General features: G+C 73.9%; 25 protein-coding genes and 2 tRNA genes. 17 read left to right on the forward strand and 10 right to left on the reverse strand.

What is annotated here, in order from left to right; translation table 11 throughout:
• Positions 1-108: 108 nt before the first annotated feature.
• The 3 genes from epsC to RSE42_RS07370 form a co-directional block, all read right to left on the reverse strand.
• Positions 109-738 carry a serine O-acetyltransferase EpsC gene (epsC, locus tag RSE42_RS07360; protein ID WP_051028395.1) on the reverse strand — a complete coding sequence of 210 codons (630 nt, stop codon included), beginning with the start codon at positions 736-738 and terminating at the stop codon, positions 109-111.
• Position 739: 1 nt separating this feature from the next.
• Positions 740-1,675, reverse strand: coding sequence for a cysteine synthase A (cysK, locus tag RSE42_RS07365; RefSeq protein ID WP_021482934.1), 936 nt, complete (start codon positions 1,673-1,675; stop codon positions 740-742).
• A 454-nt stretch (positions 1,676-2,129) separates the two neighbouring features.
• Positions 2,130-2,200: transfer RNA gene (locus tag RSE42_RS07370), tRNA-Gly, on the reverse strand.
• A gap of 188 nt (positions 2,201-2,388) precedes the next feature.
• On the opposite strand from RSE42_RS07370, the gene RSE42_RS07375 reads away from it, so the two are divergent.
• The 6 genes from RSE42_RS07375 to clpX all read left to right on the forward strand — a co-directional run bounded on the left by RSE42_RS07375 (position 2,389) and on the right by clpX (position 8,154).
• Positions 2,389-2,462 (forward strand) — tRNA-Pro (locus RSE42_RS07375).
• Between the two features lie 85 nt (positions 2,463-2,547).
• Positions 2,548-3,516: a DMT family transporter gene (locus RSE42_RS07380; protein ID WP_415298429.1), complete on the forward strand. Its 969-nt coding sequence runs from the start codon at positions 2,548-2,550 to the stop codon at positions 3,514-3,516.
• Between the two features lie 95 nt (positions 3,517-3,611).
• Positions 3,612-5,021 carry a trigger factor gene (gene tig, locus RSE42_RS07385; protein ID WP_085388151.1) on the forward strand — a complete coding sequence of 470 codons (1,410 nt, stop codon included), beginning with the start codon at positions 3,612-3,614 and terminating at the stop codon, positions 5,019-5,021.
• A 242-nt stretch (positions 5,022-5,263) separates the two neighbouring features.
• The gene (locus tag RSE42_RS07390) at positions 5,264-5,911 is read left to right on the forward strand and encodes an ATP-dependent Clp protease proteolytic subunit (protein WP_044144211.1); all 648 of its coding nucleotides are present in this window, start codon (positions 5,264-5,266) and stop codon (positions 5,909-5,911) included.
• Positions 5,912-5,948: 37 nt separating this feature from the next.
• The gene (locus tag RSE42_RS07395) at positions 5,949-6,665 is read left to right on the forward strand and encodes an ATP-dependent Clp protease proteolytic subunit (RefSeq protein WP_021482022.1); all 717 of its coding nucleotides are present in this window, start codon (positions 5,949-5,951) and stop codon (positions 6,663-6,665) included.
• A gap of 202 nt (positions 6,666-6,867) precedes the next feature.
• Entirely contained in the window at positions 6,868-8,154 is a 1,287-nt protein-coding gene (gene clpX / locus RSE42_RS07400; RefSeq protein ID WP_085388150.1) for an ATP-dependent Clp protease ATP-binding subunit ClpX, read from the forward strand.
• Between the two features lie 173 nt (positions 8,155-8,327).
• Here clpX and RSE42_RS07405 read toward each other — a convergent pair whose 3' ends face one another.
• A complete protein-coding gene (locus RSE42_RS07405; protein ID WP_415298431.1) occupies positions 8,328-10,145 on the reverse strand; it encodes an AMP-dependent synthetase/ligase in 1,818 nt (605 codons plus the stop codon).
• A 107-nt stretch (positions 10,146-10,252) separates the two neighbouring features.
• Here RSE42_RS07405 and RSE42_RS07410 point away from each other — a divergent pair, with 107 nt between their 5' ends.
• Together RSE42_RS07410 and RSE42_RS07415 are read left to right on the forward strand one after the other, a co-directional pair.
• Positions 10,253-10,600, forward strand: a complete 348-nt coding sequence (locus RSE42_RS07410) for a chorismate mutase (protein WP_114553102.1) — start codon at positions 10,253-10,255, stop codon at positions 10,598-10,600.
• Positions 10,601-10,785: 185 nt separating this feature from the next.
• Positions 10,786-11,985, forward strand: a complete 1,200-nt coding sequence (locus RSE42_RS07415; RefSeq protein WP_415298432.1) for a Vms1/Ankzf1 family peptidyl-tRNA hydrolase — start codon at positions 10,786-10,788, stop codon at positions 11,983-11,985.
• A 74-nt stretch (positions 11,986-12,059) separates the two neighbouring features.
• Here the strand turns inward: RSE42_RS07415 and valS are convergent, their stop codons facing one another.
• Positions 12,060-14,867, reverse strand: coding sequence for a valine--tRNA ligase (gene valS / locus RSE42_RS07420; protein ID WP_415298434.1), 2,808 nt, complete (start codon positions 14,865-14,867; stop codon positions 12,060-12,062).
• Positions 14,868-15,073: 206 nt separating this feature from the next.
• Here valS and RSE42_RS07425 point away from each other — a divergent pair, with 206 nt between their 5' ends.
• From RSE42_RS07425 to RSE42_RS07440, 4 genes are all read left to right on the forward strand, one after another.
• Positions 15,074-17,002 carry a DUF4914 family protein gene (locus tag RSE42_RS07425; RefSeq protein ID WP_415298436.1) on the forward strand — a complete coding sequence of 643 codons (1,929 nt, stop codon included), beginning with the start codon at positions 15,074-15,076 and terminating at the stop codon, positions 17,000-17,002.
• 101 nt (positions 17,003-17,103) lie between these two features.
• Positions 17,104-18,102: a TIGR03557 family F420-dependent LLM class oxidoreductase gene (locus tag RSE42_RS07430; RefSeq protein ID WP_085388145.1), complete on the forward strand. Its 999-nt coding sequence runs from the start codon at positions 17,104-17,106 to the stop codon at positions 18,100-18,102.
• Positions 18,099-19,022, forward strand: a complete 924-nt coding sequence (gene cofE / locus RSE42_RS07435; protein WP_211933770.1) for a coenzyme F420-0:L-glutamate ligase — start codon at positions 18,099-18,101, stop codon at positions 19,020-19,022. Before RSE42_RS07430 ends, cofE begins: the two co-directional genes overlap by 4 nt.
• A gap of 66 nt (positions 19,023-19,088) precedes the next feature.
• Positions 19,089-19,478, forward strand: coding sequence for a hypothetical protein (locus RSE42_RS07440; protein WP_085388143.1), 390 nt, complete (start codon positions 19,089-19,091; stop codon positions 19,476-19,478).
• A gap of 28 nt (positions 19,479-19,506) precedes the next feature.
• On the opposite strand, the gene RSE42_RS07445 is transcribed toward RSE42_RS07440, so the two are convergent.
• From RSE42_RS07445 to RSE42_RS07460, 4 genes are all read right to left on the reverse strand, one after another.
• Entirely contained in the window at positions 19,507-19,872 is a 366-nt protein-coding gene (locus RSE42_RS07445) for a VOC family protein (protein ID WP_085388142.1), read from the reverse strand.
• 102 nt (positions 19,873-19,974) lie between these two features.
• On the reverse strand, positions 19,975-21,186 hold the full coding sequence (locus RSE42_RS07450) for an AI-2E family transporter (protein ID WP_415298438.1): 1,212 nt from the start codon (positions 21,184-21,186) through the stop codon (positions 19,975-19,977).
• 60 nt (positions 21,187-21,246) lie between these two features.
• On the reverse strand, positions 21,247-21,840 hold the full coding sequence (locus tag RSE42_RS07455) for an HhH-GPD-type base excision DNA repair protein (RefSeq protein ID WP_137280287.1): 594 nt from the start codon (positions 21,838-21,840) through the stop codon (positions 21,247-21,249).
• Positions 21,837-22,271 carry a hypothetical protein gene (locus tag RSE42_RS07460; protein WP_043654772.1) on the reverse strand — a complete coding sequence of 145 codons (435 nt, stop codon included), beginning with the start codon at positions 22,269-22,271 and terminating at the stop codon, positions 21,837-21,839. Before RSE42_RS07460 ends, RSE42_RS07455 begins: the two co-directional genes overlap by 4 nt.
• 50 nt (positions 22,272-22,321) lie before the next feature.
• Here RSE42_RS07460 and RSE42_RS07465 point away from each other — a divergent pair, with 50 nt between their 5' ends.
• Entirely contained in the window at positions 22,322-22,825 is a 504-nt protein-coding gene (locus RSE42_RS07465) for a metallophosphoesterase family protein (protein WP_043654774.1), read from the forward strand.
• A gap of 4 nt (positions 22,826-22,829) precedes the next feature.
• On the opposite strand, the gene RSE42_RS07470 is transcribed toward RSE42_RS07465, so the two are convergent.
• A complete protein-coding gene (locus tag RSE42_RS07470) occupies positions 22,830-23,780 on the reverse strand; it encodes an AraC family transcriptional regulator (RefSeq protein WP_043654777.1) in 951 nt (316 codons plus the stop codon).
• 130 nt (positions 23,781-23,910) lie between these two features.
• Between RSE42_RS07470 and RSE42_RS07475 the strand changes: the two genes are divergently transcribed.
• The 4 genes from RSE42_RS07475 (at position 23,911) to RSE42_RS07490 (ending at position 26,249) form a co-directional block, all read left to right on the forward strand.
• Positions 23,911-24,849 carry an NmrA family transcriptional regulator gene (locus tag RSE42_RS07475; protein ID WP_415298441.1) on the forward strand — a complete coding sequence of 313 codons (939 nt, stop codon included), beginning with the start codon at positions 23,911-23,913 and terminating at the stop codon, positions 24,847-24,849.
• On the forward strand, positions 24,846-25,313 hold the full coding sequence (locus tag RSE42_RS07480; RefSeq protein WP_034655933.1) for a DUF1772 domain-containing protein: 468 nt from the start codon (positions 24,846-24,848) through the stop codon (positions 25,311-25,313). The genes RSE42_RS07475 and RSE42_RS07480 overlap by 4 nt, the downstream gene beginning before the upstream one ends.
• 67 nt (positions 25,314-25,380) lie before the next feature.
• Positions 25,381-25,824 carry a CoA-binding protein gene (locus tag RSE42_RS07485; protein WP_021483339.1) on the forward strand — a complete coding sequence of 148 codons (444 nt, stop codon included), beginning with the start codon at positions 25,381-25,383 and terminating at the stop codon, positions 25,822-25,824.
• Complete coding sequence (locus RSE42_RS07490) at positions 25,824-26,249, forward strand: TIGR03667 family PPOX class F420-dependent oxidoreductase (RefSeq protein WP_085388137.1); 426 nt, start codon at positions 25,824-25,826, stop codon at positions 26,247-26,249. The genes RSE42_RS07485 and RSE42_RS07490 overlap by 1 nt, the downstream gene beginning before the upstream one ends.
• Positions 26,250-26,254: the final 5 nt, after the last annotated feature.

A 26,254-nucleotide genomic window follows, 5' to 3' on the forward strand; every position in this document is an offset into this window, starting at 1 on the left:
AGCGGGCGGTACCCGAGGGCGCACCGGGCAGGGGGTATCCGGTACGCGCGGTCTCAGGTACCGCCCACGACCACACTAGCCGATCCGGGGTCGCACTCGGCGTCCTCCTCAGATGACGTACTCGATGAGGAGCGAGGGGTCCTCGACGGCCTCCCGCGCGGCGGGCGCGCCCGCCGGCATCCGGACGGTGGCCGGCACGCCGACGGCGACCGCGCCCGCGGGCACGTCCTTGACGACGACGGCGTTGGCCCCGACCTGGACGTCGTCGCCGACCCACACCGGCCCGAGGATCTTCGCCCCGGCGCCGACGACGACCCGGTCGCCGAGCGTGGGGTGCCGCTTGCCCCGCTTCATCGAGCGCCCGCCGAGCGTCGACGTGTGGAACAGCACGACGTCGTCGCCGACCACGGCCGTCTCGCCCACGACGACGCCCATCCCGTGGTCGATGAACAGCCGTCGGCCGATGCGCGCGCCGGGATGGATCTCCACGCCGGTGAGCGCGCGCGCCGCCTGCGACACGAGCCGCGCCGGCAGGCGCAGCAGCGGCTCGCGCCACATGCGGTGCGCGAGCCGATAGGCCCACACGGCGTGCACGCCGGGGTACGCGAGAGCGACCTCGAGGCGGCTGCGCGCGGCGGGGTCCCGCCGTCGGGCCGCCTCGAGGTCCTCGCCGAGCACGCGCACGAACCGGCGCAGCCGGTGGCCGGCCGTCCGTGCGCGGGGGTGGGGGTCGGTCACGTCAGTCCAGCAGGTCGGCGTAGAGGACGGAGGACAGGTAGCGCTCGCCGAACGACGGGATGATCGTCACGATGAGCTTGCCCGCGTTCTCGGGACGCGCGGCGAGCTGCAGCGCGGCGGCGATCGCGGCGCCCGAGGAGATCCCGACGAGCAGGCCCTCCTCCTTGGCGGCGCGGCGCGCGTACTCGACGGCGGTCTCGGCGTTGACGTCGATGACCTCGTCGTAGACCGAGGTGTCGAGGATCTCGGGCACGAAGTTCGCGCCGATGCCCTGGATCTTGTGCGGGCCGGGCTGGCCGCCGTTGAGGATGGCCGACTCCTCCGGCTCGACGGCGACGATCTGCACGCCGGGCTTGCGCTCCTTGAGCACCTGGCCGACGCCCGTGATGGTGCCGCCCGTGCCGATACCCGCGACGACGATGTCGACCGCGCCGTCGGTGTCGGCCCAGATCTCCTCGGCCGTCGTGCGGCGGTGGATCTCCGGGTTCGCCTCGTTCGCGAACTGGCGGGCGAGGATCGCGCCCTCGCGCTCGGCGACGATCTCGTCCGCGCGGCTGACCGCGCCCTTCATGCCCTCGGAGCCCGGCGTGAGGATGAGCTCGGCGCCGAACGCGCGCAGCAGCGCGCGGCGCTCCTTCGACATCGTCTCCGGCATCGTGAGCACGACGTCGTACCCGCGCGCCGCACCCACCATCGCGAGCGCGATGCCGGTGTTGCCGGACGTCGCCTCGACGATCGTCCCGCCCGGCTTCAGCTCGCCGGACGCCTCGGCGGCGTCGATGATCGCGACGCCGATGCGGTCCTTGACCGAGTTGGCGGGGTTGTAGAACTCGAGCTTGCCCACCACGGTGGCGCCGAGGCCCTCGGTGAGCTTGTTGAGCCGGACCAGCGGGGTGTTGCCGACGAGCTGCGTGACGTCGTCGTAGATGCGTGCCATGTCTTCCTCTTCTGTCGACGGCTCGGGGTGAGCCGGGTGGGGGGTACCGATGGGGGGCGGGACGCGCCCGGTGGCCGGGGTCCAGCGTCTCGCGGGGGCGGCGCGGGCGCGCGCGGGCGACGGGACGGGCTCGGGCGGGACGAGGGGCGTGCGCGAGCGTGCCGGGGCACGCGGGGACGGCCGTCGTCAGCGGCAGCCGAGACAGCGACAACAGGAGGTGCGCGGCGCGGCGCGGTGCAGCGATGCAGGACGCGCGGTCGTCGCGGTCATTCCTCGCTCCTCCTGGTCGGTCGCGCCGGGGGAGTCGCCCGGAGCTCCGGGCGGGCCGACGGCGCGCGTGCCCCGAGGCTATCGGTCCGCGGCGCGGCCCTGCAACGCCGTCCGCGGCGCCCGGGAACGACGACGGGCGCCGCGCCGGGGAGGCGGGGCGCCCGTGGGGTCGTGGGACGAACGGAGCGGGCGACGGGAATCGAACCCGCGTAGCCAGTTTGGAAGACTGGGGCTCTACCATTGAGCTACGCCCGCGCGGGCCTCGGCTCGCCCGGCGGCCGGCCTGTGCGGCCGCCCGGGACGGCGTGCCACCGACCTGCGGCCGCCACCCTAGCAAACGTCGGCGGGCCGCCCGTGCCGCGGCGTTCCCCGCGCGGCGGCCCGTCGGTCGCGCCCCGTCCCGCCAGTACACTTGCCCCTGGTCCGCCCGCCGTGGCGGACGACGGGGTGTGGCGCAGGTTGGTAGCGCGTCCGCTTTGGGAGCGGAAGGTCGCAGGTTCAAATCCTGTCACCCCGACCTTCGCGCGGCGCCCTGCGGGGCGCCGCGGGACGTCGTCGACGTCCGGGCCGCCCTGGCGGTCCCGTCCCCGGGGAGGTGCCCGTTGACCCCGTCCTCCGCGACCGCCGGTCCGGCGGCCCGCGTGACCCTCGCCGCGCTCGTCGCCGCGGGCAGCGGTGCGGTCCTCTCGCTCCAGGGACGCCTCAACGGCGACCTCGGGGCCGCGGGCACGGGGCCCGTCCTCGCCGCATGGCTCTCCTACGTGGGCACCCTCCTCGCGACCGTGCTCGTGGTGGTCGCCCGCCGCCGCGTCCGGTCCACGCTCGCCGTCGTGCGCTCGTCCGCCTCGTGGTGGTGGTTCGCCGTCGGGTTGTGCAGCGTGCCGATCGTCGTCGCGATGGCCGCCGGGATCCCCCTCGTCGGGGTCGCGGTCGCGTCCGTCTGCTCCGTGGCCGGCCAGACCGTCGCCGGGCTCGCGCTCGACGCGCGGGGCGTCGGGCTGCCCGCGCCGCTGCGGCTCACGCCGCGTCGTGCGGGCGCCGGCCTCGCGGCGCTCGCCGGTCTGGGCATCGTGGTGCTCGGGAGCAGCGCGGGCGGTCCCGGGTGGGCGGTCGTCGCGGCCGGTGCGGCGCTCTTCGTGGGCGGCGCGGTGCTGTGCGGGCAGCAGGCGGGCAACGGCCGCGTCACGCAGCTCACGGGCGACCCGGTCGTGGCGACCCTCACGTCGGTCACGGGCGGGCTCGCCGGGATCACGCTCGTGTGCGCGCTCGGCGTCCCGTTCGGCGTGCTCGACGGCGTCGTGCTGCCCCCGCAGTGGTGGCTCTACCTGGGCGGGCCGCTCGGGACGGTCGTCACCGTCGCGGCCGCGTTCGCCGTGCGCCACCTCGGCACGTTCGTCCTCACGCTGACCGTCGTCGGGGGGCAGATGGTCATGGCGGTGCTCCTGGACGCGGTCGGCGCGGTCGGCCTGCGGTGGCCGACCGTCGCGGCGACGGCGGTCGTGGCGCTCGCGGTGCTGCTCGCCGTGCCGCGACGGGGGCCACGGGCGCGCCGCCGCGTCGGGCGCGCTTGACCGCTCGCGTACGATGGGACGGTTGCCCGTACGCCCGCGTGCGGTGCCGTCCCCGGCCGCCCGCGGCCCGCCCCGATCAGTTGGAGATCATCGAAGTGAAGAGCGCCGTCGAGACCCTGGACCCCACCAAGGTCAAGCTGACCGTCGAGGTGGAGTACGACGAGCTCAAGCCGAGCATCGACCACGCCTACAAGCACATCGCGGAGCAGGTAAACATCCCCGGCTTCCGCAAGGGCAAGGTCCCGCCCCGCGTCATCGACCAGCGCGTCGGCTGGGGCGCCGTGATCGAGCACGCCGTCAACGACGCGCTCTCCGGCTTCTACCGCCAGGCCGCGAGCGAGGAGAACCTGCGCCCCCTCGGCCAGCCCGAGGTCGAGGTCACCGAGATCCCGGCGAAGGCCGGCGAGGGCCAGCTGGTCTTCACCGCCGAGGTCGAGGTCCGCCCCGAGATCACGCTGCCCGCGCTCGACTCGCTCGCGATCACCGTCGAGCCCGCCGAGGTCACGGACGAGGACGTCACCGAGCGCCTCGACGCGCTGCGCGAGCGCTTCGGCACCCTCGTCGGCGTCGACCGCCCCGCGGCCGAGGGCGACTTCGTCGTGCTCGACCTGAAGGCCGAGATCGACGGCGAGGAGGTCGACTCCGTCTCCGGCGTGAGCTACCAGATCGGCTCGGGCAACATGCTCGAGGGCCTCGACGAGGCGCTCACCGGTCTCTCGGCCGAGGAGACGACCACGTTCAACGCGCCGCTGGCCGGCGGCGAGCACGAGGGCAAGGAGGCCGCGGTCACCGTCACCGCCACGTCCGTGAAGCAGCGCGACCTCCCCGAGGCCGACGACGACTTCGCGCAGCTCGCCTCCGAGTTCGACACGCTCGAGGAGCTCACGGCGGACCTGCGCGAGCAGGTCGCGAGCATCAAGACGTCGAACCAGGCCGTCGCCGCGCGCGACGAGCTGCTCAAGGCGCTCAACGACGCCGTCGAGATCCCCGTCCCCGCGGGCGCCGTCGAGGCCGAGGTGCACCGCCACCTCGAGTCCGAGGGCCGCCTGGAGGACGACACGCACCGCGCCGAGGTCACGGTCGAGGCGACCGACGCCCTGCGCAACCAGATCCTGCTCGACACCCTCGCCGAGCAGCTCGAGATCAAGGTCGCGCAGAACGAGCTCCTCGAGTACCTCGTGAGCGCCTCGCGCCAGTACGGGATGGACCCGAACCAGTTCATCCAGTCGCTCGACCAGGGCGGGCAGATCCCCGCGATGGTCGGCGAGGTCGCGCGCTCCAAGTCGCTCGCCGTCGCGCTGCGCCAGATCGAGGTCAAGGACACCGCCGGCAACGTCGTCGACCTGACCGAGTTCATCGGCTCGGACGACGAGGACGCCGCCGCGGACGAGCCCGTCGAGGACGTCGCGGGCGAGCCGGTCGAGGAGGCGCTCGTGGACGACTCGGCCGCCCCCGCCGCCGACGCCCCGGTCGAGGACGACGAGAAGGACGCGACGAAGGCCTGACGCGTCGCCGGCCCCCGGCCGGACGGTCCCCAGGACGGCCCGCACCCTCCGCGCGAGGGTGCGGGCCGTCGTCGTCGGCGAGGGGCGTGGTGCCTGGTGCGCCGTCAGCGAAAACGCGGCCCGCCGGGACGAACGGCGGGCACGGACCGCGTTAGGGTCACTGCAGCACGGCTGGACCGGGACGCCGTCCCGGCCGGCCAGGGCAGCGCAGGCGGGGGCGACCCGCGGGAGCGACGAAGGAGATGGATGTGAACGAGCTGTACCTGCCGTCCGACGCGACGGCCCCGGTGAACCGCGCCGAGGGTCCGGGCCTCGGACTCAACGACTCCATCTACAACCGGCTCCTCAAGGAGCGCATCATCTGGCTCGGCTCGGAGGTGCGCGACGAGAACGCGAACGCCATCTGCGCCCAGATGATGCTGCTCGCCGCGGAGGACCCGGACAAGGACATCTGGCTGTACATCAACTCGCCCGGCGGCTCGATCACGGCCGGCATGGCGATCTACGACACGATGCAGTACATCCAGCCCGACGTCGCGACGATCGCCATGGGCATGGCGGCGTCGATGGGGCAGTTCCTGCTCTCGTCCGGCACCAAGGGCAAGCGGTACGCGACGCCGCACGCGCGCGTCATGATGCACCAGCCGTCCGGCGGCATCGGCGGCACGGCGACCGACGTGCGCATCAACGCGCAGCTGATCATGCACATGAAGCAGGTGCTCTCCGAGCTCACGGCCGAGCAGACCGGCAAGCCGCTCGAGCAGATCCTCAAGGACAACGACCGGGACAGCTGGTTCACCGCGCAGGAGGCGCTGGAGTACGGCTTCATCGACCACGTCGTCACCAACGCGTCGTCCGTGACCGGCGGCGGCGGCACCACGGGTTCCTGACCCCGCACCGGACACCAGACTTCACCGAGGAGAACCCGTGAGCTTCAGCGCCGAGTCCCAGTACCTGTCCACCGCCCAGCGCCTCGCCGGCCCCGCGGCCCGCCCCGGCGGCATCGCCCTGCCGGGCGGTGCGCCGTCCGCCCGCTACGTGCTCCCGCAGTTCGAGGAGCGCACCGCCTACGGCTTCAAGCGCCAGGACCCCTACACCAAGCTGTTCGAGGACCGCATCATCTTCCTGGGCGTCCAGGTCGACGACGCGTCCGCGGACGACGTCATGGCCCAGCTCCTCGTGCTCGAGAGCCAGGACCCGGACCGCGACGTCATCCTCTACATCAACTCGCCGGGCGGGTCGTTCACCGCGATGACCGCGCTCTACGACACGATGCAGTACATCAAGCCCCAGATCCAGACGGTCTGCCTCGGCCAGGCGGCCTCCGCCGCGGCCGTGCTGCTCGCCGCGGGCCAGCCGGGCAAGCGGCTCGCGCTCCCCAACGCGCGCGTGCTCATCCACCAGCCCGCGATGGAGGGTGGCGGCTACGCGCAGGCGTCCGACATCGAGATCCACGCGAACGAGCTCATCCGCATGCGCGAGTGGCTCGAGGACACCCTCGCGCTGCACTCGGGCAAGTCGGTCGAGCAGGTCCGCCAGGACATCGAGCGCGACAAGATCCTCACCGCCGAGCAGGCGAAGGAGTACGGCCTCGTGGACCAGGTCCTCGAGAGCCGCAAGGCCGTCGCGGTCAACAAGCCGTGACCCGGTCCGCCTGACCACGCGCCGCGCCGCCGCCCCCGCCGGGGTCGGCGGCGCGACACGTTGCACCCCGTGCGGAGAGCCCACCTGACAACGGGGGCCCCGTGGTGTGGAATGGGGAGCAGGACCCGCTCGGCCGTGCCCGGGCCCCGCGCCGTCGAACCCGACGGGCGGAGGACCGGTCACCGGGACAAGGAGACGCGTAGTGGCTCGTATCTCAGACGGTGCCGACCTGCTGAAGTGCTCGTTCTGCGGCAAGTCGCAGAAGCAGGTCAAGAAGCTCATCGCGGGCCCCGGCGTGTACATCTGCGACGAGTGCATCGACCTCTGCAACGAGATCATCGAGGAGGAGCTCGCCGAGGCGACGGAGCTCGGTCTCACGGAGCTGCCCAAGCCCAAGGAGATCTTCGAGTTCCTCGAGCAGTACGTCATCGGCCAGGACGCCGCGAAGCGGGCCCTGGCCGTCGCCGTCTACAACCACTACAAGCGCGTGCAGGCGGGCGAGCAGGCCAAGCCCTCGAACCCGGACGACGCGGACTACGTGGAGCTGGCGAAGTCGAACATCTTGTTGATCGGTCCGACGGGGACGGGCAAGACGTATCTGGCGCAGACGTTGGCGCGGATGTTGAACGTGCCTTTTGCGATCGCGGACGCGACGGCGCTCACCGAGGCGGGGTATGTCGGTGAGGACGTGGAGAACATTCTGCTGAAGCTGGTGCAGGCGGCGGACTTCGACGTGAAGAAGGCTGAGACGGGCATCATCTACATCGATGAGATCGACAAGGTGGCGCGGAAGGCGGAGAACCCCTCGATCACGCGGGACGTGTCGGGTGAGGGTGTGCAGCAGGCGTTGTTGAAGATCATCGAGGGCACGTCGGCGTCGGTGCCGCCGCAGGGTGGTCGTAAGCACCCGCACCAGGAGTTCATCCAGGTGGACACCTCGAACGTGCTGTTCATCGTGGCGGGGGCTTTTGCGGGGTTGGACGACATCGTGGCGGCGCGCGCGCGCAAGCGGGGTGTGGGTTTTGGTGCGCCGATCGAGACGGGTGCGGGGGAGGACCTGTTCGCGCAGGTGCGCCCGGAGGATCTGCACCGGTTCGGGTTGATCCCGGAGTTCATCGGGCGCCTTCCGGTGATCGCGTCGGTGGCGGCGTTGGACCGGGAGGCGTTGGTGCGGATCCTGACCCAGCCGCGGAATGCGTTGGTGAAGCAGTATCAGCGGATGTTCGCGATCGACGGGGTGGAGCTGGAGTTCACCGAGGGTGCGGTCGAGGCGGTCGCGGAGCAGGCGTTGTTGCGTGGGACGGGGGCGCGGGGGTTGCGCGCGATCATGGAGGAGGTGTTGCAGCAGGTGATGTTCGACGTGCCGTCGCGTGATGACGTGGAGCGGGTCGTGATCACGCGTGAGGTCGTGCTGGACAACGTCAATCCCACGATCGTGCCGCGCACCACGACCGCGCGCGCACGCACCCCGCGCGAGAAGTCCGCCTGACCCCGACGACCCCGACCAGGTGATGTAGCGCGGCCGAGCAGGTGGTCCTGGTCCGTCCCGTCACCCGGACGCACCAGGACCACCTGCTCAGCCCGTGCCGCGGGGCGGGGGTGGGGGCCGGGGCCCCGGGCCCCGGGGCCGGGGCCCCGGGCCCCGGGGCCGGGGGTGGGGCTTCAGGCGTCGGCGCCGACCTTCGAGCCGTACAGCGTGTCGATCGTGTCGGCGAAGTCGTCGATGACCAGGCGCCGCTTCACCTTGAGCGACGGCGTGAGGTAGCCGTTCTGCTCGGTGAAGTCCGTCGTGAGCACGGTGATCTTGCGGATCGACTCGGCCCGCGAGACGGCCTCGTTGGCGTGCGCGACGGCGCGGTCGAGCGCGGCGAGCACGTCGGCGTCGTGCGCGGCCGTCTCGACGTCCATCGGACGCAGGCCGTGCGTCGCGAGCCAGCCCGGCAGCATCTCGGCGTCGAGCGTGACGAGGGCGCCGATGAAGGGGCGCTGGTCGCCCACGACGACGACCTGGCTCACGAGCGGGTGCGCGCGCAGCCGGTCCTCGAGCACGGCCGGCGCGACGTTCTTGCCGCCCGCGGTCACGATGATCTCCTTCTTGCGGCCGGTGATGCGCAGGTAGCCGTCGTCGTCGAACGCGCCGAGGTCGCCGGTGCGGAACCAGCCATCCTGGAGCGCCTCGGCGGTGAGCTCGGGCTGGTTGCGGTAGCCACGGAAGATGTGGTCGCCCTTGACCAGGAGCTCGCCGTCCGCGTCGATGCGCAGCGACGTGCCGGGGAACGCGGGCCCGACCGTCCCGATCTTCGTCAGGCCGGGCAGGTTCACGGCCGTGGGGGCCGTGGTCTCGGTCAGGCCGTAGCCCTCGAGGATGCGCAGCCCGACCCCGCGGTAGAAGTGGCCCAGCCGCTCGCCGAGCGGCGCGCCGCCGGAGATGGAGTACGTGAGCCGGCCGCCCATGGCGGCGCGCAGCGTGGAGTAGACGAGCCGGTCCGCGACGGCGTGCTGGAGGCGCAGCCCGAGCGCGGGGCCGCCCGGGGCGTCGAGCGCCCGGGACCAGGTGATGGCGACCTTGGCCGCCCAGTGGAAGATCTTGCGCTTGGCGCCGGTCCCGGTCTTCTGCTCGGCGGTGTTGTAGACCTTCTCGAACACGCGCGGCACGGCGAGCAGGAACGTCGGGTGGAACGAGCCGAGGTCCGCGACGAGGTTCCTCGTGTCCCAGGAGTGCGCGAGGACCGCGTTCGACGCGACGACGACGACCTGGATGAACCGGGCGAACACGTGCGCGAGCGGCAGGAACAGCAGGGTGCGTGCGCCGTCGGCGTCGAGGATCTCGGCGAGGCCGGCCCGGCCGTTGAGCGCGAGGTGCACGAAGTTGCGGTGGGTGAGCTCGACGCCCTTGGGGCGCCCGGTCGACCCGGACGTGTAGATGACCGTCGCGAGGTCGTCGACGCGCTGCGCGGCCCGACGGCGCTCGACCTCCGCGGCCGGGACGTCGGCCCCGGCGGCGCGCAGGGCGTCGACGGCGCCGTCCTCGACGACGAGGACGTCCTCCAGGCCGGGCAGGCGGTCGCGCACGGTCGCGACCTCGGCCGCGTGGGCGGCCGTCTCGACGACGGCGAGCCGGACGCCCGCGTCCGACAGGATCCAGTGCACCTGCTCGGCGGACGACGTCTCGTAGACGGGGACGGGCACGGCACCCACGGCCCAGGCGGCGAAATCGAGGAGGGTCCACTCGTAGCGGGTGCGCGACATGATCGCGACGTGGTCGCCGGGCTCGATGCCGCGTGCGAGCAGGCCGCGGGCGACCGCGACGACGTCGTCCTCGAACTCCTGCGCGGTGACGCGCTCCCACGGACCGTCGGCGGTGGTGCGGCGCTCGACGAGCGTCGCCCGGGGGTCGCGCGCGACACGGTCGGTGAGGAGGGTGCTGATGGTCGCCGTGGGGGAGACCTCGACGAGGCTCGGCGACGTGTGTTCCGTCATGAAACTCTCCGCTGAGTGGGACGGTAGGGAGGGACGGCGAGCCACTTTACTCCGTACTCCGAGTATCGAGTTCCTCGACGCCCGACGGGCACCCCTAGGATCGGTGGGTGACGAACGACCCCGGGCCCGCCGTCCCCGACGAGATCCTCCGCCTGCGCGACAGCATCGACAACATCGACGCGGCGCTCATGCACCTGCTCGCGGAGCGGTTCAAGTTCACGCGCCGCGTGGGCGAGCTCAAGGCGCAGGGCGGGCTGCCGCCCGCGGACCCGGACCGGGACCGCCAGCAGATCGCCCGGCTCACGGGCATCGCGAGCTCCGCCGGTCTCGACCCGGAGTTCGCCGAGCAGTTCCGCGCGTTCATCGTCCACGAGGTCATCCGCCACCACGAGCGCATCGCCGCCGAGCACGCCGCCTCGGGCGAGGGGACCCCGGTCCTCGACACCTACTCCTGACGGCCCGGCAGCGGGCCGGGCGACGGCCCGGAGGCCGGCGCGAGGCGCCTCTTGGGCCCGACGCGCGGTGGCGACCCCCGTCGATCTGACGGACCCTGGTGGGGACCCAGGGCGGGCCCCCGGCGTCGGCACCGCCGCGTCGGGCGGCCCTCCCGCCACGCCGACGGACGTCATGAGGTGTTCGCATGAAGATCGATTGGCTCAAGCCCCTCCTCGGCCATCCTGGCCCCTTCGCGACGGTGTACATCGACGCGACGCGCGCCAACGAGGCCGGGGACCGCGAGGTCGAGAACCGCTGGAAGGGAGTGCGGCGCCAGCTGCACCAGGAGGGCGCGCCGGACGCGGTCCTCGACGACCTCGAGGAGGTGGTGCTGCGGCCGACGCGGGTCGGGGGCACCCACGGGCGCGTGCTGATCGCCGACGACACGGGCGTGCTCGTCGACCGGGTCGTCAAGGACCCGCCGGCGCTCACGAAGGGCTCCTGGGGGCCTGTGCCCGCGCTGCTGCAGGCGGCCCGCGCGGCGGACGAGTCGGTCGACTACGTGCGCGTCGTCGTCGACCGGCAGGGCGCGGACCTCACGTGGTCCGTCGCGGGCGGCCACCTGCCCTACTCGGAGCCGGAGACGGTCGAGGGCGGCCACGACGTCATCAACAAGGTCCGCACGGGCGGGCTCTCGCACAAGCGCATCGAGTCCCGCGCGGAGGACTCCTGGGAGCGCAACGCCGAGGCGGTCGCCGCGGAGCTGGAGCGCCAGGCGGCCGAGTACCGGCCCGAGCTCGTGCTGCTCACCGGTGACGTGCGCGCCGTGCCGCTCGTGCGGGGCGCGCTCGGGCACGCGATCTCCGAGCTCGTGGTCGAGGTCCCGGGCGGCGGCCGGGGCGCGGGCATCAACGAGGCCTCGTTCGAGGCGAACGTGGCCGACGCGCTCGACAGCTACCGGGAGCGTCGCCGCGAGAAGGTCCTCGCGGAGTTCCGCCAGGAGCAGGGCCGTGAGTCCGGCGCGGTGACGTCCGTGGAGGACGTCGTCGCGGTGCTCGCGCGCGGCCAGGTCAAGGAGCTCGTGCTGGCCGACGAGTACGGGCAGGACGGCGCGCTCGACGACCGCTCGCTGTGGATCGGGCCCAGCCCGCTGCACATCGCGGCGACCCGCGAGGAGATCGAGTCCCTCGGCATGACGGACGGCCTGGAGAAGCTGCCCGCCACGGTCGCGCTCGTGCGGGCCGCCGTCGGGCAGGACGCCGGGCTGACGTTCGCGCCCGAGGGCAGCGTCGAGCTCATCGAGGGCGTGGGCGCCACGCTCCGCTGGGCGGACGAGGGGACGCCGCGCGAGGTCGCGGCGACGATGTCCGGCGACGACTCGCGGCTGCGCGGCGAGATCATCTAGGCCCCGGCCACCGACGACGACGCCCTCCCCGGCCGCGGCCGGGGAGGGCGTCGTGGTGCTGTCGTCGTGCGGGGTCAGCCCTTCTTGCGGGCCTCGGGCTCGCCGAGCTCGGAGGAGACGACGACGATCCCGCCCTGCACGGCCGGGTCGCCCTGGCCCTCGGCCGCCGCGACGAGGTCGAGCGTGCCGGTGACGCGCCCACCGTTGCGGACGTCGACGACGGACGCCTCGACGCCGGGGAGCGACGCCGCCGGCACCGCGACCTGCGCCGCGAGGATGGGGGTGCGCATCGACACCTTCGCCTCGGACTTGATCTTGCGCAGCGCCGCGAGCGCGTGGCCCGCCGCGGTGAGGACGACCGGGTCGGCGTCGCCCGCGGCTGAACGCGCGACGTCGGGCGTGGGCCACGGTGCGCGGTGGATCGAGCCCTCCGACGCGCGCCACCACGACCACACCTCTTCCGTCGCGAACGGCACGAACGGCGCGAACAGGCGCAGGAGCGTGTCGAGCGCGATGGCGAGCGCGACGCGCGCGGACCGGGTCTCGGCGGAGACGTCGGAGGCCGCGGCCCCGGCGCCGTACGCGCGGTCCTTGACGAGCTCGAGGTAGTCGTCGCAGAACGTCCAGAAGAACGTCTCGGTGACCTCGAGCGCGCGCGTGTGGTCGTACGCCTCGAACGCCTCGGTCGCCTTCTCGACGACGGTCGCGAGGCCCGCGAGCATCGCGCGGTCGAGCGTCTCGGTGACGAGCGCCGGGTCGAGGACGATCTCGCCCGTCCCGGTCTCGGCGTCGACCCCGAACGACAGCGCGAACTTGGACGCGTTGAGGATCTTGATCGCGAGGCGACGGCCGATCTTCATCTGCCCGACCTCGAACGCCGCGTCCGTGCCGAGGCGGGCCGACGCCGCCCAGTACCGCACGGCGTCCGACCCGTGCTCCTCGAGCAGGCCCATGGGCGTGACGACGTTGCCCTTGGACTTCGACATCTTCTTGCGGTCGGGGTCGAGGATCCAGCCGGAGATCGCGGCGTTCTTCCACGGCAGCGAGCCGAACTCGAGGTGCGAGCGCACGACCGTGGAGAAGAGCCACGTGCGGATGATGTCCTGGCCCTGCGGGCGCAGGTCCATGGGGAAGACGCGCTCGAACAGGTCGGGGTCGACCTCCCAGCCGCCCGCGATCTGCGGCGTGAGCGACGACGTCGCCCACGTGTCCATGATGTCGTTCTCGCCGACGAACCCGCCCGGCACGCCGCGCTGGTCCTCGGTGTACCCGGCCGGCACGTCGGACGACGGGTCGACGGGCAGCGCGTCCTCGGACGGCACGATCGGGTGGTCGTGGTCGACCTCGCCCGACTCGAGCACGGGGTACCACAGCGGGATCGCGACGCCGAAGAAGCGCTGGCGCGAGATGAGCCAGTCGCCGTTGAGGCCGCCGACCCAGTTCTCGTAGCGCACGCGCATGAAGTCGGGGTGGAACGCGAGCTCCTTGCCGCGGTTCAGCAGCTCCTGGCGCAGGTCGCGTGTCGTGCCGTCGGCCGTCGTCCAGTCGCGGCCGCCGTTGCGGATGTACCACTGGCGCGACGTGACGATCTCGAGGGGCTTGTCGCCCTTCTCGAAGAAGTTCGCCTTGCGTTGGGTCGGCACGGGCTCGCCGTCGAGGTCGCCCGCGTCGCGCAGCGCGTCGACGACGACCTGGCGTGCCGAGAACGTCGTCTTGCCCGCGAGCTCGGCGAACACGCCCTGGCCGGCGTGCGAGGTGATCCAGTCCGGCGTCTCGCGCACGATCCGGCCGTCGCGCGTGATGATCGAGCGCGTCGGGAGCTGCAGCTCGCGCCACCACTGCACGTCGGTGAGGTCGCCGAACGTGCAGCACATCGCGATGCCCGCGCCCTTGTCGCGCTCGGCGGCGGGGTGGGCGAGGACGGGCAGCTCGACGTCGAACAGCGGCGAGCGCACCGAGGTGCCGAACAGGTGCTGGTACCGCTCGTCGTCGGGGTGCGCGACGAGCGCCACGCACGCCGCGAGCAGCTCGGGGCGCGTGGTCTCGATGAGGACGGGTGCGCCGTCGTCCGGGGTGCCCGGCGCGACCCGGTGGAACGCGACCTTGTGGAAGTGGCCCGGGTAGTCGCGCGCCTCGAGCTCGGCCTGCGCGACGGCGGTCTGGAACGTCACGTCCCACAGCCCGGGGGCCTCGGCCTGGTACGCCTCGCCGCGCGCGAGGTTGCGCAGGAACGCGCGCTGCGCCGCGGTGCGGGACCGTGCGTCGATCGTCTGGTAGTGCTGCGCCCAGTCGACCGAGAGCCCGAGCCGGCGCCACAGCGCCTCGAACTGCTTCTCGTCCTCGGCCGTGAGCCGCTCGCACAGCTCGATGAAGTTGCGACGGCTCACCGGTACCTGGTCGGCGGCCTTGACGGACTTGCCCTCGCCGCCCTCGTGCGGGGGCTCGAAGCCCTCGACGTAGGGGAGCGTGGGGTCGCAGCGGACGCCGTAGTAGTTCTGGACGCGCCGCTCGGTGGGCAGGCCGTTGTCGTCCCAGCCCATCGGGTAGAACACCTCGAGGCCGCGCATGCGCTGGAACCGCGCGACGACGTCGGTGTGCGTGTAGGAGAACACGTGGCCCACGTGCAGCGAGCCCGAGACGGTCGGCGGCGGGGTGTCGATGGAGAAGACCTGCTCGCGGGTCTTCGAGCGGTCGAACGCGTACGTCCCCTGCTCGGACCAGCGCGCGTCGTAGGTGTGCTCGAGCCCGTCGAGGCTCACCCGGTCGGGTACTCCCGCGACCACCGCGCGGACGACGTCACCGGCTACGTGCCCGGCGGAGGAGGTCGTTGCTGCAGCGGGTTCGGCCGCGCCCGTCGGCGCGTTCGTCGGGAAGTCGCTCATGGTCGCCCATTCTCCCAGATCCCGGGGCCGTGCCGGACGCCGTCTCGGCGTCCGGCGGGCGTCGCCGCGGCCGTCCGCGGCGTGCGGACCGAGACGGGTCGAAGGTCCCTGGGTCGAATGGTCATCGAGTCGTAATCTGCACGCAAAGCGACAGGTGCTCGTGGGCGCACCTCGACCCGATCCCCGCGCCGACCCCTGGAGCACCCATGACCGCCACGACCACCGACCGCACGCGCGCCGACGGGGCGATCCCGCCCGGCGTCGTCCTGCCGCCCGCCCTCGCCGCCGCCCTCGCGGCGTGCCCGCGCCTCGTCGTCCCGGCGTCGCGCGACGAGCTCTACCGCCTCGCGCTCGGGCCCGACGGCGGACCGCGGTTCGCCGTCGAGTACGACGCCGGGGGCGAGCGCGTCGTCGAGGCGGAGGTCGTGCGGTGCCGCAACGGGATCGCGGTGAACTACCCCGAGGACTACATGCGCCGCCGGGACCCGGACTGCATGCGGATCGCCGACGACCTGCCGACCGACAAACCGCGCTACCGGGACGTCTTCGGTGCGGAGTTCGGCCCGGTCAAGGACGAGACGCTCGCGTGGCTCGCCGCGCAGGAGCTCGTCGTCGTGCCGTTCCGCGCCGGGGGGCGCACGCACGGCTACCCGTCGCTCGCCGTCTGCCCCGTCAACGCGGCGTTCTTCGCGCTCGCCCTCGTCGACCTCCAGGGCTGGGCCACGTTCGACGGGATCGGCCCGTTCGCGCCGCGCTCGATCCTCTACGTCGCGCCGCCGCTGCGCCACACCCGGTTCGGCGGGCGCCAGGTCGTCGTGCACGACCGCTCCGAGACGCTCCACGAGGTGTTCGCCTACAACCTCTACCCCGGGCCGAGCGCCAAGAAGGGCGTGTTCTCGGTCCTGCTCGACGTCGGCGAGCAGGAGGGCTGGGTCACGGCGCACGCGTCGTCGGTCCGCGTCACCACGCCGTACGAGAACGAGACCGTGATCATGCACGAGGGCGCCTCGGGCGGCGGCAAGTCGGAGATGTGCCAGGACCTGCGCCGTCAGGAGGACGGCAGGATCCTGCTCGGCACGAACGTCGTCACGCGCGAGCCGTACGTCATCACGCTGGGGGAGACGAGCGCGCTCGCCCCGGTCACCGACGACATGACCCTGTGCCACGCCGCGCTCCAGACCGGCGACGGCCGCCTCGTGGTGACCGACGCCGAGGAGGGCTGGTTCGTGCGCGTCGACAACCTCACCGGGTACGGGCAGGACGCGCACCTCGAGCGCGCGTGCATCCACCCCGACGTGCCGCTCGTGTTCTTCAACATCGACGGCGTCCCCGACGCGACCGTGCTGCCCTGGGAGCACTCGCTCGACGCCGACGGCCGGCGGTGCCCCAACCCGCGCGTCGTCGTGCCGCGGCACCTGCTCACCGACGTCGCCGGGCCGGCCGAGGTCGACGTGCGCACGTTCGGCGCCCGGATGCCTGCCTGCACGCGCGACCAACCCACCTACGGGATCATGGGCATGACCCACGTGGTGCCCGCGGCGCTGGCCTGGATCTGGCGGCTCGTCGCGCCGCGCGGCGACAAGAACCCGTCGATCGGCGAGTCCCGCACGGCGACGGAGGCGCTCGCCCACGGCGGCATGGTCGCCGAGGGCGTCGGGTCGTACTGGCCGTTCGCGACGGGAACGAAGGTCGCGGCGGCGAACCTCCTGCTGCGCCAGCTCGTGGAGACTCGCCGGACGCGCTACGTGCTCACCCCCAACCAGCACATCGGCGCCTACCGGGTGGACTTCGCGGCCGAGTGGCTCACGCGCGAGTACCTCGCGCGCCGCGGCGGGGGCCGGCTGCGGCCGGACGAGCTGACGCCCGCCCGCTGCCCCCTGTTCGGCTACACGCTCACGGAGATGAAGATCGACGGCCAGCTCGTGCGCCCGACCTTCCTGCGGCCCGAGCTGCAGTCCCAGGTGGGGGTCGAGGCCTACGACGCCGGGGCGCGGATCATCACCGACTTCTTCGCGAGCGAGCTCCGGCAGTTCCTCACCGACGACCTCGACCCGCTGGGTCGCCGGATCATCGAGGTCTGCCTGCGCGGCGGCTCGGTCGAGGAGTACGCGGACCTGACGCCGCTGTACCTCTGACGCGCCCCGTCCGGTCCTCGCCCGGCGAGGACCGGATCGGTGCGGGACGGGCGCCGGCGCCCGCTCGCCCAGGACGGTCCGCGGAGGGTTAAGGTCGGCCCATGGGTCTGACGATCGGCTACGCCGCCATGCTCGAGCAGTTCCACCCGACCGAGGCCGTCGCGCTCTCGGCCTACGCGGAGGAGCACGGCTTCTCCGGGACCATGGCGGCCGACCACTTCCAGCCGTGGGTCCCGGCGCAGGGCGAGTCGTCGTTCGTGTGGAACGTGCTCACGGCGCTCGGCGAGCGGACCCGGGGCGACCTGGGCCCCGGGGTCACCGCGCCGACGTTCCGCTGGCACCCCGCGATGGTCGCCCAGGCGTCCGCGACGCTCGCCGCGATGTACCCCGGCCGGCACTGGCTCGGGCTCGGCTCGGGCGAGGCGCTCAACGAGCACGTCGTCGCGGGCTACTGGCCCGAGGCGCCCGAGCGCATCAACCGCATGTTCGAGGCGATCGACGTCATCAAGAAGCTGTTCCAGTCCGGGCTCGACAACAAGGACGTCAAGCACTCCGGGCAGTTCTACAAGATGGAGTCCACGCGCCTGTGGACCATGCCCGAGGTCGCGCCGGAGATCCTCGTCGCGACCGCCGGTCCGGTGACCGCGAAGCGCGCGGGGCGCCACGCCGACGGCCTCATCACCGTCGGGGCGCCGCTCGAGAAGATCTCCATGCTGTTCGGCAAGTTCGACGACGGCGTGCGCGAGTCCGGCCGCGACCCCGAGGCGATGCCCAAGGTGCTCCAGCTCCACCTCTCCTGGGCCGCGACCGACGAGGAGGCGCTCGCGAACGCGATGACCGAGTGGCCCAACGGCGGCATGAAGTTCCCCAAGGCGGACATCCGCTCGCCGCACGACTTCGAGCAGATGGCCAAGCTCGTGCGCCCGGAGGACTTCGAGGGCCGCATGGTGATCTCCGCCGACCCGGACGAGCACCGCGCGTACATCCAGAAGTTCGTCGACCTCGGGTTCGACCGCATCTACCTGCACAACGTCGGCCGCAACCAGCGCGAGTGGATCGAGGTCTTCGGCCGCGAGGTGCTCCCGAAGCTCGCGCGATGAGCGAGCACGACGCCGCACCTGGCGGGCCCGACGGCGGCGCGGGCCCCAGCCGGTCCGCGCGCCTCACGGTGTGGGCGCCCGAGGGCCTCGGCGAGGTCCGGCCGGGCGACGACCTCGCGGCGCTCGTGGGCGACCTGCTGGCGGGGGAGGCGCTCGCGGACGGCGACGTCGTCGTCGTGACGAGCAAGATCGTCTCGAAGGCCGAGGCCCGCGTCGTCGCCGCGGCGGACCGCGAGCAGGCGATCACGGACGAGACGGTGCGCGTCGTCGCGACGCGCGAGCGTCCCGGCCAGCCGCCGCTGCGCATCGTCGAGAACCGGCTCGGCCTCGTCATGGCCGCGGCGGGCGTCGACGCGTCGAACACCCCGGAGGGCACGGTCCTGCTGCTCCCGCTCGACCCCGACGCCTCCGCGCGGGCGCTGCGCGGCGCGCTCCGCGAGCGGTTCGGCCTCGACCGGCTAGGCGTCGTCGTGACGGACACCTCCGGCCGGGCGTGGCGCGACGGCCTCGTCGACATCGGCATCGGGGCCGCGGGCGTCGTCGTCGCGGAGGACCTGCGCGGGGGCGTGGACTCCCACGGGCGGCCGCTGTCGGTGACCGTGACCGCCGTCGTCGACGAGGTGGCGGCCGCGAGCGAGCTCGTGCGCGGCAAGGCGGCGGGCCGGCCCGTCGCCGTGGTGCGCGGGCTCGGCCGGTACGTCGGGAGCGAGGACGGTCCGGGCGCCCGCGTGCTCGTGCGCGGCTCCGGCGACGACCTGTTCCGCGAGGGCAGCGCCGAGGCGTACGCCCGCGGGCAGGCCGACGCGCGCCGCGAGCAGGAGGGCGACGCCGCCCGGGAGGCCGCGTACGCCGACGGCTACCGCGCCGGGTTCGCCGAGGGGTACCGCGAGGGCTCCGGGAACGAGCCGGTCGCGGACTGAGGCGGGGCGCGCCCGCGGCGGCGAAACCCCTGGCGTGCGCCCCGTCGTCGCCGCTAGCCTGCCCGGATGCTCCCCTCCGACTGGATCGCGCACCGCCGCCCCGACGACCGCGAGCACGTGGGCTGGATCCGCCCCGAGGGCGACGCCTGGGTGGCCGTGTCGCTGCTCGGGCACGAGCTCACCGGCCCGGTCGACTGGCTCGAGGCCGAGGAGGCCCTCGACGCGAGCAGCCTCGCGTGGCTCGCCGACGTCTGGGTGCTCGAGCAGGACGACGCGCCGCCGCTGCGGGTCCGGCTCGTCGAGGTCACGCCGGACGGCGTCGTCGTGCAGACGGACGACTTCGGGGCGATCGACGTCCCCGTCGAGCGCTACGACCTCCCGTGGCCGCCCCCGCCCACGCTGCGGCCGCGCCGGCCCGACGACCCGGACGGCCGCGTGCTGTCGCCCCGACCCTGACGGCCGTGCGGCTGCGCGCCGCGCGCGGTCAGCCCGCGTCCGTCGTGCCCTCGTAGAGACCGATCTGGTTCCCGTCGGCGTCCTCGAACGCGGCCCACCACGAGGTGGGGCTGATCTCCGACTTCTCCAGCACGACCCGCCCGCCGAGCTCACGGACCTTGGCGAGCGTCTCCTCGATGGAGTCGACCTCGACGTAACTGCGCGGGCTCGTGAACCCCTCGGACCGCGGGGCGAGGCCGCCGCCGCTGATCTTGTTCGGGGCCTGCCACATGGGGTAGCCCTCGAAGCCGGGCACCTCCGCGATCTCCCAGCCGAAGAGCTCGCCGTAGAACTGCGTGGCCCTGCCGTTGTCGCTCACCGGGATGTCGATGTGCGTGATGTCTCCGTGCGCCATGGTTCCTCCCCGTGCCGGTGACGGGCGGACACCCGCCGAGCACCAGCCTAGGGAGGGCGGTGGCGCGCGCACCAGGGCCCGGGGCGGACCGTGCGGCGGGGATCAGCGCTCGTCCGGCGCGGGGGAGCGCTCGACGGCGGAACCCTCAGGCTCCACCTGAGGGTCGGCCTCGGGGCCCGCGGGCTCCGCCGGGGCGGCGTCGTCCTCGTCCGGCACGGCGTCGGCGGCGGGAGGGGAGCCCGTGCCCCGCGGGTCCTCGGCGGGCCGCGGCGCGTCGTCCCCGGAGAGCCAGCGCAGCCAGCCCGAGCCCGGGTCGGGCTCCAGCACGAGGGCCCGGACGAGCAGCGTGAGCGGGATGGCGAGGATCGCGCCGAGCGGCCCGATGACGAACGTCCAGAAGACGACGGAGACGAAGCTCAACGTGAGGCTGAGGTTCACCGCGTCGGCGACGAACTTCGGCTGGACGAGCACCTGGAGCACGACGTTCACCACGCAGTAGACCGCGACGACGGCGAGCGCGAGCTGCCAGCCCCCGACGACGAACGCCATGACGACGGGCGGCACGAGCCCCAGGACGAAGCCGATGTTCGGGATGAAGTTCGTGACGAACGCGAGGATCGCCCACACGGTCGGGGCCGGGACCGACAGGAGCCACAGGGCGACGCCGTCGATCACGGCGACGACGGCGCCGAACGACGCGTTGACCACGAAGTAGCGGCGCACCCCGCCGCTGAACCGCGTCGCCCGGTCGACCGTCGCGGCGCGCTCGGCGCCGAACACCGAGCCGGCGGTGGAGTACCGCGCGGCGTCGGCGGCCATGAAGATCGCGTAGGCGAGCACGAAGAAGAACGCGGTCGCGATGCCCAGCGCCATGCCGGACACGTTGCCCGCGAGGCTGACGACGCGTCCCGGGTCGAGCCACGACGTGGCCGCCTCGGCGATGTCCGTGTCGATGCCGACCGCGGCGAGCTGGTCCACGACGTCGTCGACCGCGCGCACGAGGGCCGGGAGGTACTCGCGGACGAGGTCCACGAACCGGACGCCCGCGAACGCGAGCATCGCGACGAGCGCCGCGAGGATGAGGTACGCGACCGTGACGACGGCGGACGTCGCGGCCCACCGCGGCCAGCCCCGGCGCTCCAGGGGGAAGCGCACGGGGTGGCAGATGATGACGATGACCGCCGCGAGGAACATCGGGGCGAGGACCTCGCGGGCGGCGTGGACCCCGGCGAGAACCACGACGCCGGCGGCGAGGGCCAGGAGCGTGCGCGTGGCGGGAGGGAGCCCCGGGGCGGGAGGCGTCGTCGTGGTCACGCGCCGACGATAGCCGCCGGGGTGCGTCGCGCACCCGGGCGTCCGCGCGCGGCGCGGCGGTCAGCCCTTCGCGGCCTTGGCCGCGGCCTTCTGGGCCTTCTTGAACGTGCGGACCTCGGCGAGCGACTCGGGGCTCGTGACGTCGGCGATGGACCGGCGCGAGCCCTCGTCCCCGTAGTGGCCGGCGGCCTCGCGCCACCCCGCGGGCCGCACGCCCCGCTGCTTGCCCAGGAGCGCGAGGAAGATGCGCGCCTTCTGGTCGCCGAACCCGGGCAGCGCCCGCAGGCGCGCGAGCACCTCCGCGCCCGTCGGCTCGCCGTCCGCGCCCGGCGCGGTCCAGATCCGGGTCGCGTCGCCGTCGTACTCGTCGACGACGACGCGCGCGAGCTCCTGCACCCGGCCCGCCATCGAGCGCCCGTAGCGATGGATGGCGGGCGGCGTCGTGGCGAGCGTGACGAACGCGTCGGGGTCGGTGTCCGCCACGGTGCGCGGGTCGATCGAGCCGAGGCGGTCGCGGATCTTGCGGGGCCCGGCGAACGCGTGCTCCATCGGGTACTGCTGGTCGAGCAGCATCCCCACGAGGAGCGCGAACGCGTCGTCGCTGAGCAGCGCGTCCGCGTCGGGGTCGCCGGTGATCCAGAGCTGGTCGGTCATGCCCCCATCATGGCAGCCGGCTGGCCGGGTGCCCGGCGCAGCCGTCCGGTCCGGAACTCGTCGACGCCCGCGCGCCGCAGGATCGCGCTCGTCCAGCCGGGCAGGAGCCGCAGGCCGTCCGCGCCGGTCACGCGACGCACGTCGTCGACGACGTACTCCACGCCGCGGCGCTCGAGGACGAACTCCCCGGCCGCCTCGACGTTGCGGACCCAGTCCACGTCGGGGCCGTACGTGAGGGCGAACGCGACGCGGACCGGACCGGTCGGGCCGTCGCGGTAGGCGAACGCGAAGACCGGGGTGCGGTACTCGCGCCCGCTGCGCCGCCCGACGTGGCGGACGACGGCCATCGGCCCGACGCCCGTCGCGACGCGAAGCATGACGGGGTTGAGGAAGCGCCTGTTGCTGCGGGCTACCCAGCGCGGGATCGGCATGGGCCCATCGTCACCCGGCGTGCCCCGGGACCGCGACCTATCGTGGCGGCGTGCCCACCCGACTCCTCCTGCTCAGCGACACGCACGTCCCGGTCCGCGCCCGGGCGCTCCCGGACCAGGTGTGGCGCGCGGTCGACGACGCGGACGTCGTCGTGCACGCGGGCGACTGGGTGAGCGCCGACCTGCTCGACGCGCTGGAGGCGCGCGCGGCGCGCCTCGTCGGGGTCGCGGGGAACAACGACGGCCCCGACCTGCACGCGCGCCTGCCCGAGGTGGCGCGCACCACGGTCGAGGGGCTGCGGCTCGCCGTCGTGCACGAGACGGGCGGGAAGGACGGGCGTGAGCGTCGCGCCGACGCCGCGTTCCCCGACGTGGACGTGCTCGTGTTCGGGCACAGCCACATCCCCTGGGACACGACGTCGCCGGGCGGCCTGCGCCTGCTCAACCCCGGATCGCCGACGGACCGCCGTCGGCAGCCGGTCGGGACGTTCCTCACGGCCGTCGTCGACGACGGCGCGCTGCGGGACCTCGAGCTCGTGCCCGTCGCGCGCTGAGTGCTCACGCCGCACCGGCGCGCGCCCGGTGCTCCGCCGGGCTCACGCCGCGCACGCGCTTGAACGCGGCGCTCAGCGCGAACGGCGTCGCGTACCCGACGGCGCGCGCGACCGCGGAGAGCGTCGCGTCCGGCTCGAGGAGGAGGTCGGCGGCCAGGTCGAGCCGCCAGCCGGTGAGGTAGCCCATCGGCGGCTCGCCGACGAGCACCGTGAAGCGGCGCGAGAACGCCGCGCGCGACAGTCCCACCTCCCGCGCGAGCGCGTCGAGGGTCCAGGCACGCGCCGGGTCGTGGTGGATGAGCCGCAGCGCGGCCCCGACGACGGGGTCGGCATCGGCGCGGTACCAGCCCGGCGCGTCGTCGCGCGAGAGCCACGTGCGCAGGCACGAGATGAGGAGGAGGTCGAGGAGGCGGTCGAGCACCGCCTCCTGCCCCGGGAGGTCCTGCACGACCTCCCGGGCGAGCATCTCGACGAGCGTCCCGTCCACGTCCCCGCGGCGCAGGACCACGCGCTGGGGCAGCACGCGCAGCACCCGGCGCCCGACCTCGCCGTCGAGCGGGTACGTGCCCGTGACGATGACGGTCTCGCCGTCCGGGTCGTTCCCCCACGACCGCACGCCGAGCACGGTCATGGGGGAGGGGCCGCCGTCGACCGCCCGGCACATGTCGGACGCCGGGCCGACGACGACCTGGGGCGCCGTGGTCGGCGCGTCGGCGACGACGTAGTGGTCCGGGCCGCGCAGGAGCACGACGTCGCCCGCGGCGACGCGCTCGCCCGGGTCGGACGACGTGCCGCCGGCCCCGGGGCCGACCCACCCGGACCCGCGCAGGACGGGCACGATCGTCAGCGGCGCCTCGTCCTCGATGCGCATGCCCCACGGCGCGCGCAGGTGGCTCCGCAGGAGGAAGGCGCCGCGGGCGCGCGGCCCGTCGAGCAGCCCGGCGACGACGTCCATCGCGTCAGCGTACGCCGCGCGCGGCGAGACGATCGCGTATGCGCGCGAGCCGGTCGGCCATGGAACGTCTCGCGGCGCCGGGGTTGGGTGGGACCCGTACCGCTCCACCCGCCGCACCTCGGGAGACACCATGCCTGCCTCGACCCCGCCCACCGCCGCCGCCCCGTCGGCGGCACCCGTCCGCACGTCGGCGCCGACCGCCGCACCGGCACCTGCGCCCGGCACCGTCCTCGTGCTCGGCGCGACCGGCAAGACCGGCCGCCGCGTCGCGGACCGGCTCGACGCGGCCGGCGTCCCCGTGCGCCGGGCGTCGCGCTCCGGCGACGTGCGCTTCGACTGGGACGACGACACGACGTGGGAGCCCGCGCTCGCGGGGGCCGCGGCCGTGTACGTCGCGTACGCGCCCGACCTCGCGGTCCCCGGGGCACCGGAGACCGTGGCCCGGCTCGCGGCCCGCGCGCACGACGCCGTCGTCCGCCGCCTCGTGCTGCTCTCCGGGCGCGGCGAGGACGAGGCGCAGCGCGCGGAGGGGCTCGTCGGCGCGGCGTTCCCGGCGCGCACGGTCGTGCGATGCGCGTTCTTCGACCAGAACTTCAGCGAGAGCTTCCTCCTCGAGCCCGTGCTCGACGGCGTCCTCGCGCTCCCGGTCGACGACGTCGCGGAGCCGTTCGTCGACCTCGAGGACGTGGCCGACGTCGCGGTCGCGGCCCTCACGGACGACGCCCTCGCGGGGCGCGTCCTCGAGCTCACCGGGCCGCGCGCGCTGACGTTCCACGAAGCGGTCGCGGAGATCGCCGCCGCGAGCGGGCGCGACGTCCGCTACGAGCCCGTCGCCATGGAGGCGTTCGTCGCGGGCCTCGCTGCGGCCGGGCTGCCCGACGACGTCGTCGACCTCATGCGGTACCTCTTCACCGAGGTGCTCGACGGGCGCGGGACCCCCGTGACCGACGGCGTCCGCGTCGCGCTCGGCCGCGAGCCGCGGGACTTCCGCGAGTACGCGGCGCGCGAGGCGGGCGCGTGGGTCGCGGGCACCGTCGCCGGCACGCGCACGGTGGAGACCACGCCGTGACTGCCTTCGCGACCCTCGTCGTGGCGGCCGCCGTCGCGACGGGGCTCGCGGGCGGCGTGCTCTTCGCGTTCTCGACGTTCGTGATGGGTGGGCTGCGCCGCCTCCCGCCGGGCGAGGGCGGCGCCGCGATGGTCGCGATCAACCGCGACGCGCTCCGGCCGCCGCTGATGCTCCTGCTCGCCGCGAGCGTCCTGCTCCCCGCGGCGGCGGCCGTCGTCGGACTCGTCGGCGGGGACTCCGGGGCGGGACGGGCGCTCGCGGGCGCGGTTGTCGCGGTCGTCGGGATCCTCGGCGTGACGGCCGTGGGCAACGTCCCGCTCAACGAGCGGCTCGACGCCGCGGCCCGCGAGGGCGACCTGGCGGCGGCGTGGACGGCGTTCCTCCCGCGCTGGCTCGCGTGGAACCACGTGCGGACGGTGGCCGGTGCGGCGTCGAGCGCGCTGCTCGCCCTCGCGCTGCTCTGAGGTGCGCGGTTGCCCGCGCCGGGTCCGGCCGCGGAATAGCCGCGGCCGGGACCCGGTTGCGCACGACATGAGCGACGTCACAGCGGCCGTGCCGGCCGACGAGCAGGACACCGTCCGTCGGGTCCTGGAGGGCACCGAGACCTGGGCCGTCGTCGGCCTGTCGAACAACACCGCGCGCGCCGCGTACGGGGTCGCGCGCGTGCTGCAGCAGCACGGCAAGCGGGTCGTGCCCGTGCACCCGTCGGCGGAGACCGTCCACGGCGAGCAGGGGTACGCGAGCCTCGCGGACGTCCCGTTCCCCGTCGACGTCGTCGACGTGTTCGTGCGGTCCGAGCTCGCGGGCGACGTGGCCGACCAGGCGATCGCGATCGGCGCGAAGGCGGTGTGGTTCCAGCTCGACGTGATCGACGAGGACGCCGCGCGGCGCGTGCGCGACGCGGGCCTCGACATGGTGATGGACCGCTGCCCCGCGATCGAGCTGCCGCGCCTCGCGGCGGCCGAGGAGGCCTGATGCCGGCGGTCGACACCACGACGCGCCTCGGCTCACGCGCTGCGGCGCGGCTCGCCGACGAGCAGGTCGTGTGGCTCGTCACCGTGGACCCGCACGGCACGCCGCAGCCGACGCCGGTCTGGTTCCGCTGGGACGGTGCCGACGAGATCGTCGTGAAGTCCCAGCCGCGCACGGCCAAGCTGCGCAACGTCCGTGCGAACGCCCGCGTCGCGGTGCACCTCAACAGCACCCCGTCGGGCGGGGACGTCGTCGTGCTCACCGGCACGGCGTCGGTCGACGACGACGGTCTCTCGGCCGCGGAGCGCGCGGCGTACGACGCGAAGTACGACGACGGCATCCGCGGCCTCGGCACGACGCCCGACGGCTTCCACGACGACTACGCCGTGACGCTGCGCGTGCGCCTCGAACGGCTGCGCGGCTTCTGAGGCTT

Origin of the sequence: Cellulosimicrobium sp. SJTW-1 (genome assembly GCF_047716875.1) — a bacterium.
Taxonomy (GTDB): Bacteria; Actinomycetota; Actinomycetes; order Actinomycetales; family Cellulomonadaceae; genus Cellulosimicrobium; species Cellulosimicrobium funkei.